15 protein-coding genes are annotated in these 16283 nt (G+C 45.7%); 11 read left to right on the top strand and 4 right to left on the bottom strand.

What is annotated here, in order from left to right:
- Positions 1 to 20: 20 nt before the first annotated feature.
- Together AABW11_RS17790 and AABW11_RS17785 are read left to right on the top strand one after the other, a co-directional pair.
- A complete protein-coding gene (locus tag AABW11_RS17790) occupies positions 21 to 1118 on the top strand; it encodes a serine hydrolase domain-containing protein (RefSeq protein ID WP_340106573.1) in 1098 nt (365 codons plus the stop codon).
- Positions 1119 to 1269: 151 nt separating this feature from the next.
- A complete protein-coding gene (locus AABW11_RS17785) occupies positions 1270 to 1863 on the top strand; it encodes a hypothetical protein (RefSeq protein ID WP_340106571.1) in 594 nt (197 codons plus the stop codon).
- Between the two features lie 249 nt (positions 1864 to 2112).
- On the opposite strand, the gene AABW11_RS17780 is transcribed toward AABW11_RS17785, so the two are convergent.
- Entirely contained in the window at positions 2113 to 4221 is a 2109-nt protein-coding gene (locus tag AABW11_RS17780) for a ComEA family DNA-binding protein (RefSeq protein WP_340106569.1), read from the bottom strand.
- An 11-nt stretch (positions 4222 to 4232) separates the two neighbouring features.
- Complete coding sequence (locus tag AABW11_RS17775) at positions 4233 to 5045, bottom strand: hypothetical protein (protein WP_340106567.1); 813 nt, start codon at positions 5043 to 5045, stop codon at positions 4233 to 4235.
- Between the two features lie 39 nt (positions 5046 to 5084).
- Between AABW11_RS17775 and porD the strand changes: the two genes are divergently transcribed.
- The 5 genes from porD to rfbB all read left to right on the top strand — a co-directional run bounded on the left by porD (position 5085) and on the right by rfbB (position 9301).
- Positions 5085 to 6005 carry a type IX secretion system protein PorD gene (gene porD / locus AABW11_RS17770; RefSeq protein WP_340106565.1) on the top strand — a complete coding sequence of 307 codons (921 nt, stop codon included), beginning with the start codon at positions 5085 to 5087 and terminating at the stop codon, positions 6003 to 6005.
- Between the two features lie 146 nt (positions 6006 to 6151).
- The gene (locus tag AABW11_RS17765; protein WP_340106563.1) at positions 6152 to 6859 is read left to right on the top strand and encodes a sugar phosphate nucleotidyltransferase; all 708 of its coding nucleotides are present in this window, start codon (positions 6152 to 6154) and stop codon (positions 6857 to 6859) included.
- A gap of 3 nt (positions 6860 to 6862) precedes the next feature.
- A complete protein-coding gene (rfbD, locus tag AABW11_RS17760; RefSeq protein ID WP_340106561.1) occupies positions 6863 to 7738 on the top strand; it encodes a dTDP-4-dehydrorhamnose reductase in 876 nt (291 codons plus the stop codon).
- Positions 7728 to 8276, top strand: a complete 549-nt coding sequence (gene rfbC, locus AABW11_RS17755; RefSeq protein WP_340106559.1) for a dTDP-4-dehydrorhamnose 3,5-epimerase — start codon at positions 7728 to 7730, stop codon at positions 8274 to 8276. The genes rfbD and rfbC overlap by 11 nt, the downstream gene beginning before the upstream one ends.
- Positions 8277 to 8287: 11 nt before the next feature.
- Positions 8288 to 9301, top strand: coding sequence for a dTDP-glucose 4,6-dehydratase (gene rfbB / locus AABW11_RS17750; protein ID WP_340106557.1), 1014 nt, complete (start codon positions 8288 to 8290; stop codon positions 9299 to 9301).
- Between the two features lie 190 nt (positions 9302 to 9491).
- Here the strand turns inward: rfbB and AABW11_RS17745 are convergent, their stop codons facing one another.
- A complete protein-coding gene (locus tag AABW11_RS17745; protein ID WP_340106555.1) occupies positions 9492 to 10088 on the bottom strand; it encodes a Dph6-related ATP pyrophosphatase in 597 nt (198 codons plus the stop codon).
- 86 nt (positions 10089 to 10174) lie between these two features.
- Between AABW11_RS17745 and AABW11_RS17740 the strand changes: the two genes are divergently transcribed.
- Positions 10175 to 10642 (top strand): EVE domain-containing protein, encoded by a 468-nt coding sequence (locus tag AABW11_RS17740; RefSeq protein WP_340106553.1) that lies wholly within the window; start codon positions 10175 to 10177, stop codon positions 10640 to 10642.
- Between the two features lie 259 nt (positions 10643 to 10901).
- Here AABW11_RS17740 and recG read toward each other — a convergent pair whose 3' ends face one another.
- A complete protein-coding gene (gene recG, locus AABW11_RS17735) occupies positions 10902 to 12968 on the bottom strand; it encodes an ATP-dependent DNA helicase RecG (RefSeq protein ID WP_340106551.1) in 2067 nt (688 codons plus the stop codon).
- Between the two features lie 188 nt (positions 12969 to 13156).
- Between recG and rpsL the strand changes: the two genes are divergently transcribed.
- Genes rpsL through fusA form a run of 3 tightly spaced genes read left to right on the top strand, consistent with a single transcriptional unit; the run spans position 13157 to position 16195 of the window.
- On the top strand, positions 13157 to 13531 hold the full coding sequence (gene rpsL, locus AABW11_RS17730) for a 30S ribosomal protein S12 (protein ID WP_116038253.1): 375 nt from the start codon (positions 13157 to 13159) through the stop codon (positions 13529 to 13531).
- A 27-nt stretch (positions 13532 to 13558) separates the two neighbouring features.
- Positions 13559 to 14026, top strand: a complete 468-nt coding sequence (gene rpsG / locus AABW11_RS17725; RefSeq protein ID WP_340106544.1) for a 30S ribosomal protein S7 — start codon at positions 13559 to 13561, stop codon at positions 14024 to 14026.
- Positions 14027 to 14050: 24 nt separating this feature from the next.
- Entirely contained in the window at positions 14051 to 16195 is a 2145-nt protein-coding gene (gene fusA / locus AABW11_RS17720) for an elongation factor G (RefSeq protein ID WP_340106542.1), read from the top strand.
- Positions 16196 to 16283: the final 88 nt, after the last annotated feature.

The following is a 16283-nucleotide window of genomic DNA, read 5'->3' as shown; positions in this document are numbered from 1 at the left end:
AAAATAAACGAGTCATGACTATGAAACTTTGGATTCTATCGGTGACCGCAGGCATACTGCTTGGTGTTGGCTGGGCGGTGTTTTTGGATTCGTCCGATGACACACCGGATAAGGTAGAATCTGCTGAAAATGATAATCGATTTAGAGTATTGCAATCGATGTCTCCGGCTGTTAACCGCGATTCTCTGCTCTCCGTAACGGCTTCGCTTGATGAGATTGGTCCCATCAGCAGCATCGTCATCGCTCAAAAAGGTGACCTGGTTACAGAAGAGTATTTCGGTCGAATGAATGCTGGCAGAACGCATAATATCAAGTCTGCATCAAAAAGTATTTTGTCTATTCTTGTGGGTATAGCCATTGATAAGGGGTATCTCAAAGGTGTTGATCAGCCGATCGGCGAATTTTTTCCTAAGTATTTCAAGAGCAATCCCGATTCGCTGAAAGAGGCGATTACCATTGGTGATCTTCTCACCATGCGAAGCGGCCTGACATCAACCAGCCGGAGCAGATACGGGCGCTGGGTAATCAGCGATAACTGGATCGAGTACAAGCTTAGTCGGCCCATGTCCGGCCATCCTGGAATCGATCGGGATTACAGCACCGGTAATACGCATCTGCTCTCTGTCATTCTCACCCGGGCTTCAGGGATGTCGACCCGTGCCTTTGCCAACCGATACCTGTTCAACCCGATGGATATCCGGCTCGGCGGCTGGGATCGCGACCCGCAGGGATACTACATGGGCGGGAATAACATGGCGCTCAGACCGCGGGATATGGTCAAAATCGGGGAGCTGATGATGAATATGGGCATTTATAATGGCGAGCAGCTTGTATCGCCGGAATGGGTTGTAGAGTCGGTAAAACCGGTGACCGGCCGGCGGCCCGGCGTGATAAACTATGGATACCTGTGGTTCAGACGGGAATCAGCCGGCCTGGAAACAGTGTATGCATATGGCAATGGCGGACAATACATCCTAATAATTCCCGAAATTGAGGCGATCATCGCAGTGACAACACGGAATGGCGCCTCGGGAACTCGCAGTTACCGCCGGGAATTGTTTCGAGTGATTGATAGCGCAATAGTGCCCGGTTTATACACCTTGTATAAGCCGGCCTGATGATTGAAGTGAATCTTTAATTTAACCGTTGATAAATATCACGCTAATTTACATCTTTTTAAGTGTTAGTAGTCAATGGAGTTAACGCTTTCTGGTGATGCAAAAAAACTTTGTTTTTACTTTTCTTTTATTGTTGTTAACAATAACCTGTATGGCACACGCTCAGGAGAAATCCCGGTTTGGTTTAAGTTTTGAGAGAGATCAGCTACGCAATTTCCGTATCGATAACCGAACGTTTAACGAGAGCAGATCCTATACAATCAGGTTTTCATTTTTCGAAAACAATTACACAAATATCGAGTACAGCCTCCATCACACCAGGGGATACGATGAATTTGTAGCCTACTCTTTTGGGCTTTCGGCAGCCTACGTGATATCAATTGCAGATGATGTAGTACTGAAACCCGGTATTAGTTTCGACGCCTTTAAGCTTAAGGACAGAAAGTGTAAATCGTTCATGAAATCGATGTTTCGCGCGGTATTTGACGTGGACGACAATAAGTGTGATGACGATCAGCACACATCCTTTACTCCACAGTTGACGGCAGAAATAAGCATTTCAGATCCCGTCTCGATTTTCTTCCGGACAGATTACAGGTTAATGTATAGTATCGTTGAATACGAAGAGGTGGTAACCGAAATCAGTTCGAGTGGAGAGCCATCAAACGTTAAGAGATACGGAACAGACCACTCATTTTACGGTGCCGGTATAGGGTTTGGAGCGGGGTTAAAATATAATTTTTAGAAAGCACGGGTTGATGTTCTTTACACTTCAGTTTTCTCGCCTTGACGATTGTTCGGAAGGGGTCACTTTGTGGCATTTTTCGACTGACGAGTAATTATGACCGTAAGCCAAGTTTAGATATTCGTTGAGGAAGGCTTTGAAACCTTTGCAATTCGGCAGTCGATCAACAACAATCGACAGCCGAAGATGGTGCCTCGTTTGACGAGTAATGAGCCGGTACTCAAGCCTCACTCATCCACTTCAGGTAAATCAAATTTTAAGCTGAATTTGCAATCCTATATCAGACCTTCTGCTTCCCTCAATCATATTAAGGCCGCTGCCAATAAATTGTTTGTTCTCATAAAGGGTCGTGGATGCTTTCATTCTTAAGACCAGGAAGTCCGCGGGCTGATACCGAATCACGATGTACGTTCGCTGGCCCTGGTCGAACAGCATGGCGTTTGACATCACATAGAGCAGGTCATTCTCAAACTGAAAGACACGCGAATTGAAATCATCTGTTTCAAACAATGTAATTCTCGCATCGATGGTAAGGGTTGATGTGGGCGTGAGTCGAACATCCTGGTACACAAGATATCCGAAAGAGGAGGGAGAGGACGTGGCGCTCCATCTGACAACATCAAACCGGGTACGCAGGCGGAGAACGTCGAGCGCCTGGTATTCTATATGAAGGCGGGCATTGGACCGCGTTTCGGTTCCCATGGTAATCGTTTCGCGGCCAAACGAGTCTGATGCGTCCATTTGCTGTTCCCAGGTTTTTGATCGCAGCTGACCATAAAATGAGAGGTTGTCGAGAGGTTCAAACTGAAGCCGGGCCAGCCAGTCGAAGCCCGATGTGGGCCGGGTATTGCGAAAACGAGCTACATGTGTGTGAAAAAAATCGATGTAGGCGTTGAATTCTAAAATTTCACCGAAACGCTGACGGATACCTGTAAAAAATCCCTCCTCATTCTGCGGGTTAGACTGCTCTCCGAATCCCGAACCGGATGCTGATTGAAAATCCTTCTCGTAATTGCGGTAAGCGACAGCAAGATCTGTACCCGATGGCAGATTTACCTCGGACCCGGTAATAAATCCAAGGCTGTTATTAGATGACCATGCGAGCTCTCCGAATATCATTGCCGGACCAGCTGTTAAACGATAGTCGGTACCGGCTACTGAAAACCGGTCTCCTTCAAATCCATAGAGCTGGTACGGCTGGGTACCTTTTTCAATCTTGCGATCGTACTGCTGATGATAGCCGCTGGCTCCGATAATTCCGTGACGAAACTGGTAGCGAATCCGGCCGCCAAACGTTTCCTGTTGTAAATTCAGCCTGCGATCATTTTCGGAGAGTGTCCGGTGCAGGCCGGAGGCGGTAGGTGACCGAACGCGTCCGGCTGACGCGTCACTTGCGGTGCGTTTTCGTTTAGAGTAGAAGCCGCTCACCTGGAGTTGTTCGCCATATGTTGCCGCAACGCCCCTGAAGCCGTTCGTCTCCTGGTAAGATGTATAGGGGCGTATTCCGGGATCATTCTTAACGGCCGAGCCTATCACCTGGCTGCTTTTCCCGAACGCCCCGCCGTTCCATAATGTGAGTCCCTGGCCGTAGGAAACCCTGAAATCCCCAATAATTAAGTTTTTCAATCTGCCTGCATTCTGAATAGCTGCGTGCCAGGAGGTGAAATCGAAACCGGTTGGCCCGCTTAGCGGTTCACCGGGATCTTTGTCCTGCGTGAGATTCACCGACAGGCGATCACTTCTATAGCGAAACCGGTGGTTGTATTTTACTGGACTGCCAAGATATCCGCCAAGTGTATCTGGGCGGCTATATCCTTCTTGGGCATTCACCACCCGCTGGTATCGCGTAAGATTCTCAAACGAACTGTTATAGGTCCAGTAGTTGGGATTCAGGTACAAATCCTTACCCAATTCAAAAGATCTGCCAATGGTCACAAACGGCAATAGATTATCGAGTGTCACACCGCCAATTCCATCAACGTCGAGCAGTTCTTCTATATGCTCAAACGGTTTGATGGATTTTCTGTACTGAATAATGGATTGTGCAAGCTGAAGATTCAGCCCGGGCACGCCTGAGAGCTCATCAATTCCGGCACGGTTAATGTTTACCGGGTTTGCCGCAAGTTCTTCAAGGCGTTCAATTATCTCCAGAATCCGCTGTTCTGAATCTTCCGGGTCCAATTCAGCGACAACCCGTTCAATGATCTCCTCAATTCTTTCGCGTGACGATTCAGTTGTTTGACTCCACACCGGCCTGAAAAAACAGAATAGGATTATCAGAGTTAAACCTATTTTATTATACCATTTGCATGAAACGATACCGCCCTGAGCATTGCCTGATATTTTTTGAATTTCCATCGCCTCTCTCGTTAAAATGAAACACCAATATCAATAGCGGGGCTAAGGCCAAGCGGTATATGCTGCTGAAACCCGATATTGATTTGCCATAGGTCCGTATCATATCCCAAACCGCCGCCGTACGTTTCCGGATGAGTTGTGATGCCCGCTCTTGTTCGAAATCCGCTTATCAACTCAACTTCAGCACCGGCCCGAAGTGACATTGGAAACCGAACATCTTTAACGGCATCTACTGTGATCATTACACGAGGAGATGGAAAGTAGCTCAGCCCAATGGCCAGGTCTCTGGACAGGTATTCATCGGTGGGTCCGTATGCAGGCTGATTGATGTTAGTAGCTCGGGCTCCAAACCAAAGTGACTCCAGTATTTGGGCAGCAAGGCCTAAATTCAGGCCTAATGCACCCGCTGAGCCATATCCGCCGCCCTGCTGAACATGCGAATAGTTTATAGAAAGCCCGGCATGAAACTGTTTAAACTGTTTTTTATATCCCAGCCTTAGTTGCGTTTGACTGAACAAATCGAACCCATACCGGTGAAATCCGGCGCCGATTGAACCAAATTGTGCGGGAACCTGTACCGATGCGGCGAGATCCGAAATTTCACTGATGCCAACGTAACGAAAGCCATAAAATGAAATGCGGCGTTCATTCGTTGATATAAGCGAACTGTTAGAAAAGATGGCCCATTGATGACCGGGAAGGGCAACTCCCGTTTGTCCGATGCCAATAGATCGTGCACCGATTGTGGTTTGGCAGTATGAGATTTCAAATAAACAAACACAAGAAATCACGACTACGCAAAAGAATAAATTCCTTTGTATCATGACAACTCCCCTGAATTTTCTCTTGGATTTAGAACTAATATGTGGAATAAAATTCAAAAATTGAAGTCTATTCTTGTTTTTGGCTTGATAGTTTTGGCTTTACTGCCTGAATGGTCATCGGCGCAGGAATTTAATTGTGAGGTAACCGTGAACTCAAGGCAGATCAGCGGATCGGCTTACGAGTACGTTTCTGATTTAGAGGACGAGCTTGAAAACTACATCAACAGAAACCGCTGGACAGACGATACGTTTGAAGAGTTTGAACGAATTAAATGCCAGATTCAGATTGCACTCACCAGTGTGGACGACCAGTTTAATTATACAGCGGAGGCAGTTTTTAGCGTCAGGCGCCCTATTTATAATACAATCCAGGAGTCGGCTGCGCTTGTGCTCAGCGACAACAACTGGGCGTTTGGATACCCGAGAAATAAAAACCTGGTGTTCGATGAACTTCAGTTTGATGATCTCACCAGCTTAATCGACTTTTATATATATGTTATTTTGGGATATGATTACGACAGTTTTGAAGAGCTTGGCGGTAGCAGGTTTTACAGCCAGGCGCAGGACATTTTCGAACTCGGTCGAAACAGCGGAGCCTCAGGCTGGGGGCGTTCCATCGGTGCTCAGAGAAACCGCAACGGCTTGATATCAGACCTCACAAATCCCAACTACCAGCCGTTGAGGGAAGCTTATTACAGGTATCACCGCTATGGCCTGGACCAGTTCACGCTTGATTCCCAAAGTGCCATCAGCGAGGTGATCGATGCGCTGAGTACCATGGAAGAGGCTAAACGCCGAACCAGTAATAATTACCTGTTCGATATCTTCTTCGACACAAAATACACCGAGATTGTTGCTATGTTGCAGGCAGCTGATATCCAAACCCGCCTGGAAGCGTACAATATCTTGCGTGATGTAGATCCCTCTCACTCTTCTTCGTATGAACGACTGCAGAATTGAATGCAGTGAGGCAATGGCTTTAATGAGGACCTACAAGGTTTCTGAAACCTTGTAGGTATGTGGAGAAACTTCCTTAGGATCTGGTGTATTTTTTATATTTTGATCAATGTCTGATAATGATCATGGCTAAATCAATTTTATAAAAAATGAAAGGTATCATACTTGCAGGCGGAACCGGTTCACGCCTGTTCCCGCTCACGAAAGTCACAAATAAACATCTGCTTCCGGTGGGTAATAAACCGATGATCTACTATCCTATTGGAAAGCTGATTGATGCAGGCATTGAAGAGATTTTAATTGTAACGGGAACGGATCACATGGGAGACGTGGTGAATTTGCTGGGGTCCGGTAAAGATTTTGGATGCCGGTTCACCTATAAAGTTCAGGATGAAGCCGGCGGAATCGCACAGGCGCTCGGCCTGGCTGAAAATTTTGTCGGCAGCGACACCATGACCGTCATTCTTGCAGACAACATTTTTGAAGCCTCTCTGGAGAAGGCACTTAAAAGTTATCCGGGTTCCGGCGGACAGATTATGCTACAAAAAGTTGAAGATCCCGAGCGGTTTGGCGTCGCGGAGCTGGAAGACGACAAAATTGTAGGCATTGAAGAGAAACCGGATCACCCCAAATCGGAGTACGCGGTTACCGGCATCTACATGTTTGATGCCGCCGTGTTCGATCTCATCAAAACACTCAAACCATCGGGAAGGGGAGAGCTCGAAATTACCGATGTAAACAATCACTATATTAACAATGGGAAAATGAGATTCTCGGTCCTGGATGGCTGGTGGACGGATGCGGGAACTCCCGAATCGTACAAAATAGCAAACCGGCTGGCATATAAACTGGAGTGATATATGAAGATTTTAATCACCGGTGCAAGCGGACAGCTTGGCCGGGAATGGGTTCGTTATTTAGAGGATTCAGACCACGAGGTTTCGGCGTGCGATTCTACCGCACTCGACATTACCGATCGTGAAGCCGTTCACAGCGTCTTACAAACAGAAGAACCGGACATGCTGATTAACTGTGCGGCTTATACCGATGTAGATGGGGCTGAGGATAATCCTGAAATGGCTTATAGTGTAAATGAAATTGGCGTTCAAAACCTGGCTCACGCATGCAATCGGCACCAGGTGCTTCTGATACATTACAGCACGGATTACGTATTTGCCGGGAGTGTTGAGGATAAGAAGAAACTACCGGATGGCTACGATGAAGAGTTTCCACCGTCGCCCAACAATGTGTATGGAAAGTCGAAGCGCGGTGGAGAAATCGCCATTGAAAAATTTGCCGATCGCTGGATGATTATACGAGTTTCGTGGCTTTGCGGGCAGTTTGGGGAAAACTTTATAAAAACAATGCTGCGCCTTTCACAGGAAAAAGACCGACTTCAGATAGTTGATGATCAAACTGGATCGCCCAGCTACTGCTTCGATGTAGTAGAAAAAACAATGAAGCTGGTGGAGTTGGATCAGACCGGAATTTTTCACGTAAGTTCAAAAGGCGCAATAACCTGGTATAACTTAACACAAGAAATAATTCGCTTGTCAGGAAGCAATACGGCTTTGGAAGCCGTAACTTCTGCAGACTATCCGATGAAGGCAGAGCGCCCCGCCTATTCGTTGCTGAATACACAAAAAATTGAGAACCTGGGGCTTGAACCAATCAGCTGGAAAGATGGACTTAAGCGATTAATGAATCAATTAAATGAACTGAATCATGATCATTAAAAAAACTGAACTTGAACCGGTACTATTAATTAAACCTACTCCTCATCGAGATGAACGCGGCGAGTTTGTAGAAGTTTTCAGGGAGCACATTTTCAGAGAGGCAGGCATCTATGTGTCTTTTGTACAGGATAATATTTCACGTTCTAAGAAAAATTCCCTGCGCGGCTTGCACTATCAGCTTCCTCCATCGTCGCAGGTAAAACTCGTGATGGTTCCACATGGCACCATTATGGATGTAGTCGTTGATATACGCCAGAATTCACCGACATTTAAACAGCATTACTCCACCATACTAAGTGATGAGAACCGCCATATGCTGTACGTACCCACTGGGTTTGCTCACGGGTTCTCTGTGCTGTCTGATGAAGCCACCGTTTACTATAAGTGCAACGATTATTATAGCAAGGATCTTGAGCGCGGTGTGCGGTGGGATGATCCGGAATTGGATATAGACTGGAACTTATCTGACCCGGTGCTGTCTGATAAAGACAGCGAACTGCCGCTGCTTAAAGATATAGACGAAAAAAACTTGTTCTAAACATTGACATCATGCGATTAATAGTCACCGGTGGTGCCGGATTTATAGGCTCAAATTTAATATTGCACCTGCACAACCACTACCCGGATGCAGAGATCCTGAATATCGACAAACTAACATACGCGTCGGATATTTCTCACCTGGATTCCCTAAAGCTCGACCGTCGTTACCATTTCAAAAAGATGGACTTGGTGGATCGAAAGGATGTACGGAAAGCCGTTCAAAACTGGAAGCCGGAAGGAGTGTTTCATTTGGCGGCTGAATCGCACGTGGATAATTCCATCAAAGGGCCGGAGCCATTCGTACTGTCGAATGTAATCGGCACATTTAACCTGATTGAGGAGTGCCGGCAGCTTTGGTTTGATGAACAAGAGCCCATTCATCACCATCGGTTTTTGCACGTGTCTACCGATGAAGTGTATGGTACGCTGGGTGAGACCGGATCTTTTACAGAACAGACACCCTATGCGCCAAACTCTCCCTACTCCGCAACAAAGGCAGGCAGCGATATGCTGGTACGGTCCTACTTTCATACGTATGGTTTGAATACCGTAATTACCAACTGCTCCAACAATTACGGCCGTCATCAGCACGATGAAAAACTGATTCCCACCGTAATTCGGAAAGCGCTGAAGTACGAGCCAATCCCTGTTTATGGAAAAGGAGACAACGTGCGCGACTGGCTGCACGTTGATGATCATTGCCGTGCGCTGGCCACCGTTTTTTATGATGGATCAACTGGTGAGCAGTATAACATTGGCGGTGATAATGAGTGGAAAAACCTTGAGCTTGTTCATAATATTTGTGATATCCTGAACGAAAAAGTTGGTAACGGGCCCGATGGCGACTACAAAAATCTCATCTCTTTTGTCACCGATCGTCCGGGCCATGATTTCCGCTATTCCGTAGATGCATCAAAAATTAAAACCGAACTTGGCTGGAGCCCGACTCAGGATTTTGATGCGCTGCTGTCTCAGACGGTGGAGTGGTATGTTGATCGGTATTCGCAGAAGCGTTCTTCTTAACCTTAGTTTATAAACTGAATTTTTTTTTAAATTCACCCACAACAAGGGTAGACAAAGAGGGGGTCCATCGGAGTTTTTCAATATATTATGAACAACTTACTTTATCCCCGTTTCTCTCCGTACCATCCTTTTAGGAAAGGAGACATTTAATTTTCAGTGCAAAGAATCGAACTAAAATTAAATGCCTCATCTACGACACAACAGTAATCTCCGTATGAAACTCTCCATTCTCACCCATTCTGTCGATCTCTTCGGGAAGCGACTCTGTAAATGCACGATTGAATTGTAGGCCAGGCTGAATAATATTCTTATATGCATCCATTACGGCAGATATTCTAATGGACACTTTTTCTTGTTCCAGACAATTAAACAGTTCATCGTACGATTTCTGCCAGATTGGAAAGGCAAGATCGAATCCCATCGCACCAAACTGCTCCTCACGCCACTCCCGGATGTCCTGCAGATGGAGATCACCAAAGACAAGCTGATTCACACCAAATGGAAATTCTTCAAGATGAGCCTTAAGTGTATTAAGGTATTTCCTGTTTGAGGCAGGATAGGACAACGAGATTGTGTAAGATATGAGGCCAAGATCTACAGCTTGTTGCCGAACCGCTTCAATTGGAATGTTTTGGTGGGGAACACGGCCGCTTTCATCATCAAATGTTGTGAGCAGGACAGGATCATTGTATCCATCATCCTGCAAATAGCGGAGCGCAAGAAACGAATCTTTTCCGCCGCTCCAGAAGAGGATATCGCGGCTTGGTTTTTCTGTTGATTGCGCCATGAATTTGTATCTTTTTGGAATGGAAAAAAGAGTGCAGCCGTTTGAGCTGCATTAATCTTAAAGTAATAAATTAAACATATCTTATTATGAGTGAGCGACAATACTGGCTGATGAAATCGGAACCGGACGCCTATAGCATTGATGACCTGGAACGCGACGGGCAAATTCGCTGGAGTGGCATCCGAAATTATGAAGCCCGCAATACCATGCGCGACGATATGAACATCGGCGACCGGGCCCTGTTTTATCACTCCAATGTAAAACCGCCGGCCATAGTAGGTGTGATGGAAGTCTGCTCAGAACCCTATCCCGATCCGCTGCAATTTGATCCTGACAGCAAGTACTTTGATGAAAAAAGCAGCGAGAGCGATCCCCGGTGGCAGCTGGTTGATGTGAAATTCATTCAGAAATTCGATACCCCGGTGACGCGCGATGAACTCAAAAAACACGATGACCTCCTTGAAATGCAGCTATTTAAGCGAAATCGCTTGTCCATTACCGAGGTTAGGGAGTCGGAGTATAAAAAAATCCTGAAACTTGCCGAAGGTAATTAGTTGATTGGTTGATTTGAGAATTGGGGGATAGGGTTGTTTTAGTAACAACAAAAAGCATGTTCATGACTTTGTTTTAGTCAGTAGGTCACTTTTTAAGTCATCACGGCCATCGAGCCGAGAACTCCCATTTTTGTTCGATGAGTAGATTTAGCCATTGGTGATCATTTCCCGTTGCAGAAATGGGAGATCCCGCATCAAGTGCGGGATGGTATTGATAGCGTCACCTAATTCTCAAATTCCCAAAATAGCTAATCAACTATCACCCAATTCCAAAATACTCCGCTCGCTGTTTGAAATAAGGAGTAAATATCTTCTTCAATGACTCGTGTTCGCTCAGTTTCAATTGTGGATCACGCGAGATGATTTTCCAGGCATCAGACTTTGCCTGCTCTAAAAGCAATCTGTCTTCCACGATATCGGCGTACTGAAATTCAGGGAGACCGCTCTGTTTGGTTCCCAGGAAATCTCCTGGACCGCGCAGTTTTAAATCTGCTTCCGCAATCTCAAAACCGTCAGTGGTTTCTACCATTTTCTTGAGCCTGTATCGCCCGGATTCACTAAGTTTTTGTCCCGGTTTCAATATACAGTAACTTTGCCGCGATCCCCGCCCGATACGTCCGCGTAGCTGATGTAGCTGTGACAGCCCAAATCGCTCGGCGTGCTCAATTATCATCACGTTGGCATTGGGCACATCCACGCCAACTTCGATCACAGTCGTTGAAACAAGTATTTTAAGTTTTCCATCGGCAAACGAACTCATGATGGACTCTTTCTCCTCGCTTTTCATCTGCCCGTGCAGCAAACCCATCGGGATGTCCGGAAACCGGCGCTTCAGTTTCTCGAATCCCATAGTGGCATCTTTCAGATCGAGTGCTTCCGATTCTTCAATTAAAGGATATACCACGTAAATCTGGCCGCCGTCAGCAACTGTTTCTGCCATAAAATTGTGGATGGTCTCCTGGTCTTTATCCGTGCGGACCGCGGTTTTGACCGGTTTTCGTCCGCCGGGCAGTTCTTTGATGAGTGAAATATCAAGATCGCTATAGACCGTCATAGCGAGAGAGCGGGGAATAGGCGTAGCCGACATGACTAACAGGTGCGGATGATCGCCTTTCTGAAGCATTTCGGTTCGCTGTTTCACACCAAAGCGGTGCTGCTCATCAATGATCGCAAGGCCGAGTTTATGAAACTGAACCTGGTCCTGGATAATGGCGTGGGTTCCAACAACCATATTGCAGGTTCCGCCGGCGATATCAGACAGCACATCATCCCGAAGTGATTTTTTCTGCCCGCCGACCAGCAGCCGATAATTGATGCCCAGCGGCTCAAGGTACTTTTTGATGGTATGAAAGTGTTGTTCAGCCAATATTTCAGTGGGTGCCATCAGCGTGGCCTGGTAACCGGAATCGATCGCCATCAATGCGGCTCCAATTGCCACTACCGTTTTTCCTGCTCCCACATCTCCCTGCAGCAGACGGTTCATTTGGGTCTGGCTTTCAACATCACTGCGAATATCAGACAGGGCTGAAATCTGTCCCTTGGTAAGTTCAAAAGGAAGGATTTTTTTAAAAAAAGCAGAGGTAAGTGGCCCGGGTTTTAGAGCGGGCCCTTCCGCTTTGGCTCGTTGCATCTGCTTGATCTTGGCCATGCTCAGCTCAAACAAAAACAGCTCTTCGTATTTAAAACGCTCAAGAGCGTGGGATGCCTCCTGTTGTGATTCCGGGCGGTGGATGGACTGAAGCGCCTCGTGGCGTGGTTTGAATGTGTGTTGTTCGATGATAGCCTGAGGTAGAAATTCAGGGACATCAAGTTTATTGAGGGCTTCATCAACCCACTCTGCAATCATCTTGTGGGTGATATACGCTTTGGAGAGCGGCTTGCCGGATGGATAGATAGGCAGGAGTGTATTATACTTTTCGATATCATCTCTGCTCTGGAGCACTTCAACATCGGGATGCGCCATGCTAATGGAACGGCCAAAGCGTTTTGGTTTCCCAAACAGCGAAACGAGCTGCCCCTCTTTAAACTTAGACATAAAATATTTCCAGCCTTTAAACCAAACTACTTTTAACGTTCCGGTTTGATCAGACACATACACCTCAAGCCTGCGTTTATGGCCATAACCCTGCACCTCTTTAGAATCTACTTTTCCCACGATAGAAACCGGGTCGGCCGATTCGGTCACCATTTGAATGGGTTTGATGTTTGATTTATCGATATAACGCCGGGGAAACAGGTAGAGGAGATCCATTACAGATGATATTCCGAATGAATTCAAGGCATCACGTCGTTTTGTGTTTAGTTTTGAAAGATCAGTCAGCTTCATCTGATATAATGATATATAACAATTGATTCAGAATTTGAATTTATTTCTATACTCATGCTGCATTTAACACAAATCAGGGATGGTCCCCATATATTCAAGAAATAATTTGTCAAAAAAGTTGGTAATAAAATATTAAAAATCCTATCTTAGTCAGCTCTTGATTATACGAAAAAACAAACAGTGAATACGTGCCTACAATAAACCAATTAATCCGTAAAGGAAGAAAAAGCAAGAAGAGCAAAACCACAGCGCCTGCTCTTCAGAACTGCCCGCAAAAGCGCGGAGTTTGCGTACGAGTTTATACAACAACTCCCAAAAAGCCAAACTCGGCATTGCGGAAAGTAGCAAGGGTTCGTTTGACCAACGGAATGGAAGTTTCTGCTTACATCCCGGGTGAAGGCCATAACCTCCAGGAACATAGTATTGTGCTGATCAGGGGTGGGCGAGTAAAGGATCTTCCCGGTGTGCGATATCACATTGTGAGGGGTACTTTAGATACTGCCGGTGTGGATGACCGCAAGCAGGGCAGAAGTCATTATGGTACTAAGAAGCCAAAAGGGTAACACTGAGATCTTTTAATAGTTGATATTATGCGAAGAAAAACGGCAGAAAAAAGAGAAGTACAACCAGATCCTATATTTCAGGATAAAACGGTTACCAGATTTGTGAATAGCCTGATGCGTGACGGAAAAAAAGGCGTTGCACGAAAGATTTTGTATCAGGCATTTGAAATTATTGAAGAAAAGACCGGTGAAGAGCCAATTGAAGTGTTTAAAAGCGCACTTTCAAATGCGACCCCGGTTGTTGAAGTTAAGAGTCGCCGTGTAGGTGGCGCTACTTACCAGGTTCCTATAGAAGTGCGATCAGCACGGGGAACTGCGCTGGGTATGAGGTGGATAATCAAGGCGTCTACTCAGCGAAATGACAAATCAATGGCACTGCGTTTGGGCAGGGAATTGATGGATGCCGCTAAAAATGAAGGTGGGGCGGTCCGAAAGAAAGATGAAACCCACCGAATGGCTGAAGCAAACAAAGCTTTCGCTCATTTCCGATTCTAAAAAATATTTTAAACACACAAGAAAATGTCAGAAGCGACGACAAAAGCAGACCCAAAAATTATAGACCGTATTCGCAGAACGCGAAACATCGGTATTATGGCCCACATTGACGCGGGCAAGACAACCGTTACTGAACGGATTTTGTTCTACACAGGGCGAAGTCACCGAATGGGCGAAGTTCATGATGGCGCAGCTACCATGGACTGGATGGAGCAAGAGCAGGAGAGAGGAATAACAATTCAGTCTGCTGCAACTCACTGTATCTGGAACGATCACCGTATTAATATTATCGATACACCCGGCCACGTTGATTTTACCGTGGAAGTAGAGCGCTCGTTGCGCGTACTTGATGGTGCAATTGGCGTATTTTGTTCAGTAGGCGCCGTTCAGCCTCAGTCAGAAACAGTTTGGCGTCAGGCCAATAAATATAAAGTGCCTCGTATGGCATTCGTAAATAAGATGGACCGTACCGGTGCTGACTTTTACAATGTTGTTGAACAGATGCGCGAGAAGTTAAGCGCTAACCCAATTCCTATTCAGATTCCAATCGGGGCTGAAGAGAATTTCCAGGGTGTTGTTGACCTGATTAACATGAATGGCATAATATGGGATGATGAATCTCTGGGTGCCAAATATGATGTTGTTGAGATTCCTGAAGATTTGAAAGAGAAAGCGCAGGAATACCGCAAGCTTATGCTTGAAAACATCGCTGATCATGACGATGCCCTGATGGAGAAATACCTGATGGAAGAAGAAATTTCTGAAGAAGAAATTAACAATGCTATCCGCATGGCGACACTTGCACGCGACATAACGCCGGTTCTTTGTGGTACAGCACTCAAAAATAAAGGTGTTCAAATCCTGCTTGATAAAGTGATTGAATATCTCCCAAGCCCGCTTGAAGTTGAAGCGGTAAACGGTGTTGATCCCAAAGATGAGACCACAAAAATGAAGCGTAGTCCCGATGTAGACGAGCCGTTTTCTGCTCTTGCATTTAAGATTATGACCGACCCTTATGTCGGTAAATTGACATTTTTCCGCGTGTATTCCGGAACGCTTGAAAAAGGATCTTACATTCTGAACTCCACAACCGGAGATAAAGAACGAATTGGCCGAATCCTTGAGATGCACGCCAATGACAAAAAAGATATCGACATTGTTCGCGCAGGTGATATTGCGGCAGCAGTAGGTGTGAAGAAAGTAAATACGGGTGATACATTTTGTGATCTTGAAAGCCCAATTTTACTTGAGAAGATTACATTCCCAGAGCCGGTAATTAAACTTGCAGTTGAGCCTAAGTCTAAAGCGGATGCTGAAAAGCTGACGACAGGACTTATCAAGCTTGCTGAAGAAGATCCTACTTTTCAGGTCAAAACGGATGAAGAGACCGGCCAGACGACTATTGCCGGTATGGGAGAACTTCACCTCGAAATTATTGTGGATCGTCTCAAGCGTGAGTTTAAGGTTGAAGCTAATGTAGGTCAGCCTCAGGTATCGTACCGAGAAACAATTTCGAAACCTATTGATCACCGGGAAATTTACAAGAAACAGACCGGTGGGCGTGGTAAGTTTGCGGACATGGAGTTTGAGATCGGTCCGATTGAGCACTTCGAAGAGTATGCTGATGACGACAAAAAAGTAACCGTTAGTGAAGGTTTCAAATTTGTGAATGAAATTGTAGGTGGTAATATTCCTCGTGAATTTATCCCTTCAGTTGAAAAAGGATTCCGTGAAGCAATGAAAGGCGGTATCCAGGCAAATTATCCCGTGCAAAATATTGGTGTAAGACTTTTTGACGGATCGTATCACGACGTTGATTCCGATGCCTTTAGCTTTGAATTATGTGCTAAAATCGCATTTCGTCAGTCCGCTCGTAAAGCAAACCCGAAAATTCTTGAGCCTGTGATGAAAGTAGAAGTCATTACGCCTGAAGAACACATGGGTGATGTTATTGGCGATTTGAACGGACGACGTGGAATCATCTCAAAAATGGATAACCAAAATGATGGCGCTCTTGTAAAAGCTAATGTGCCGCTGTCTGAAATGTTTGGGTATTCAACAGAACTCAGGTCTCTTACCCAGGGACGAGCTTCTTACTCAATGGAATTCAGCGAATATGTTGAAGTACCAGAGTCGAAAGCGAAAGAGATTATTGAAGAGCAAGGGTAATAAAAATTTTAATATTTAATTATATATAGTCATGGCAAAGGAGACATTTCAACGTACCAAGCCACACGTGAATATCGGTACGATCGGT

This window comes from Rhodohalobacter sp. 8-1 (assembly GCF_038150125.1).
Classification (GTDB): domain Bacteria; phylum Bacteroidota; class Rhodothermia; order Balneolales; family Balneolaceae; genus SW132.
Note: the sequence above shows the minus strand (reverse complement) of the source record. Positions and strands in the feature narration are given on the sequence as shown.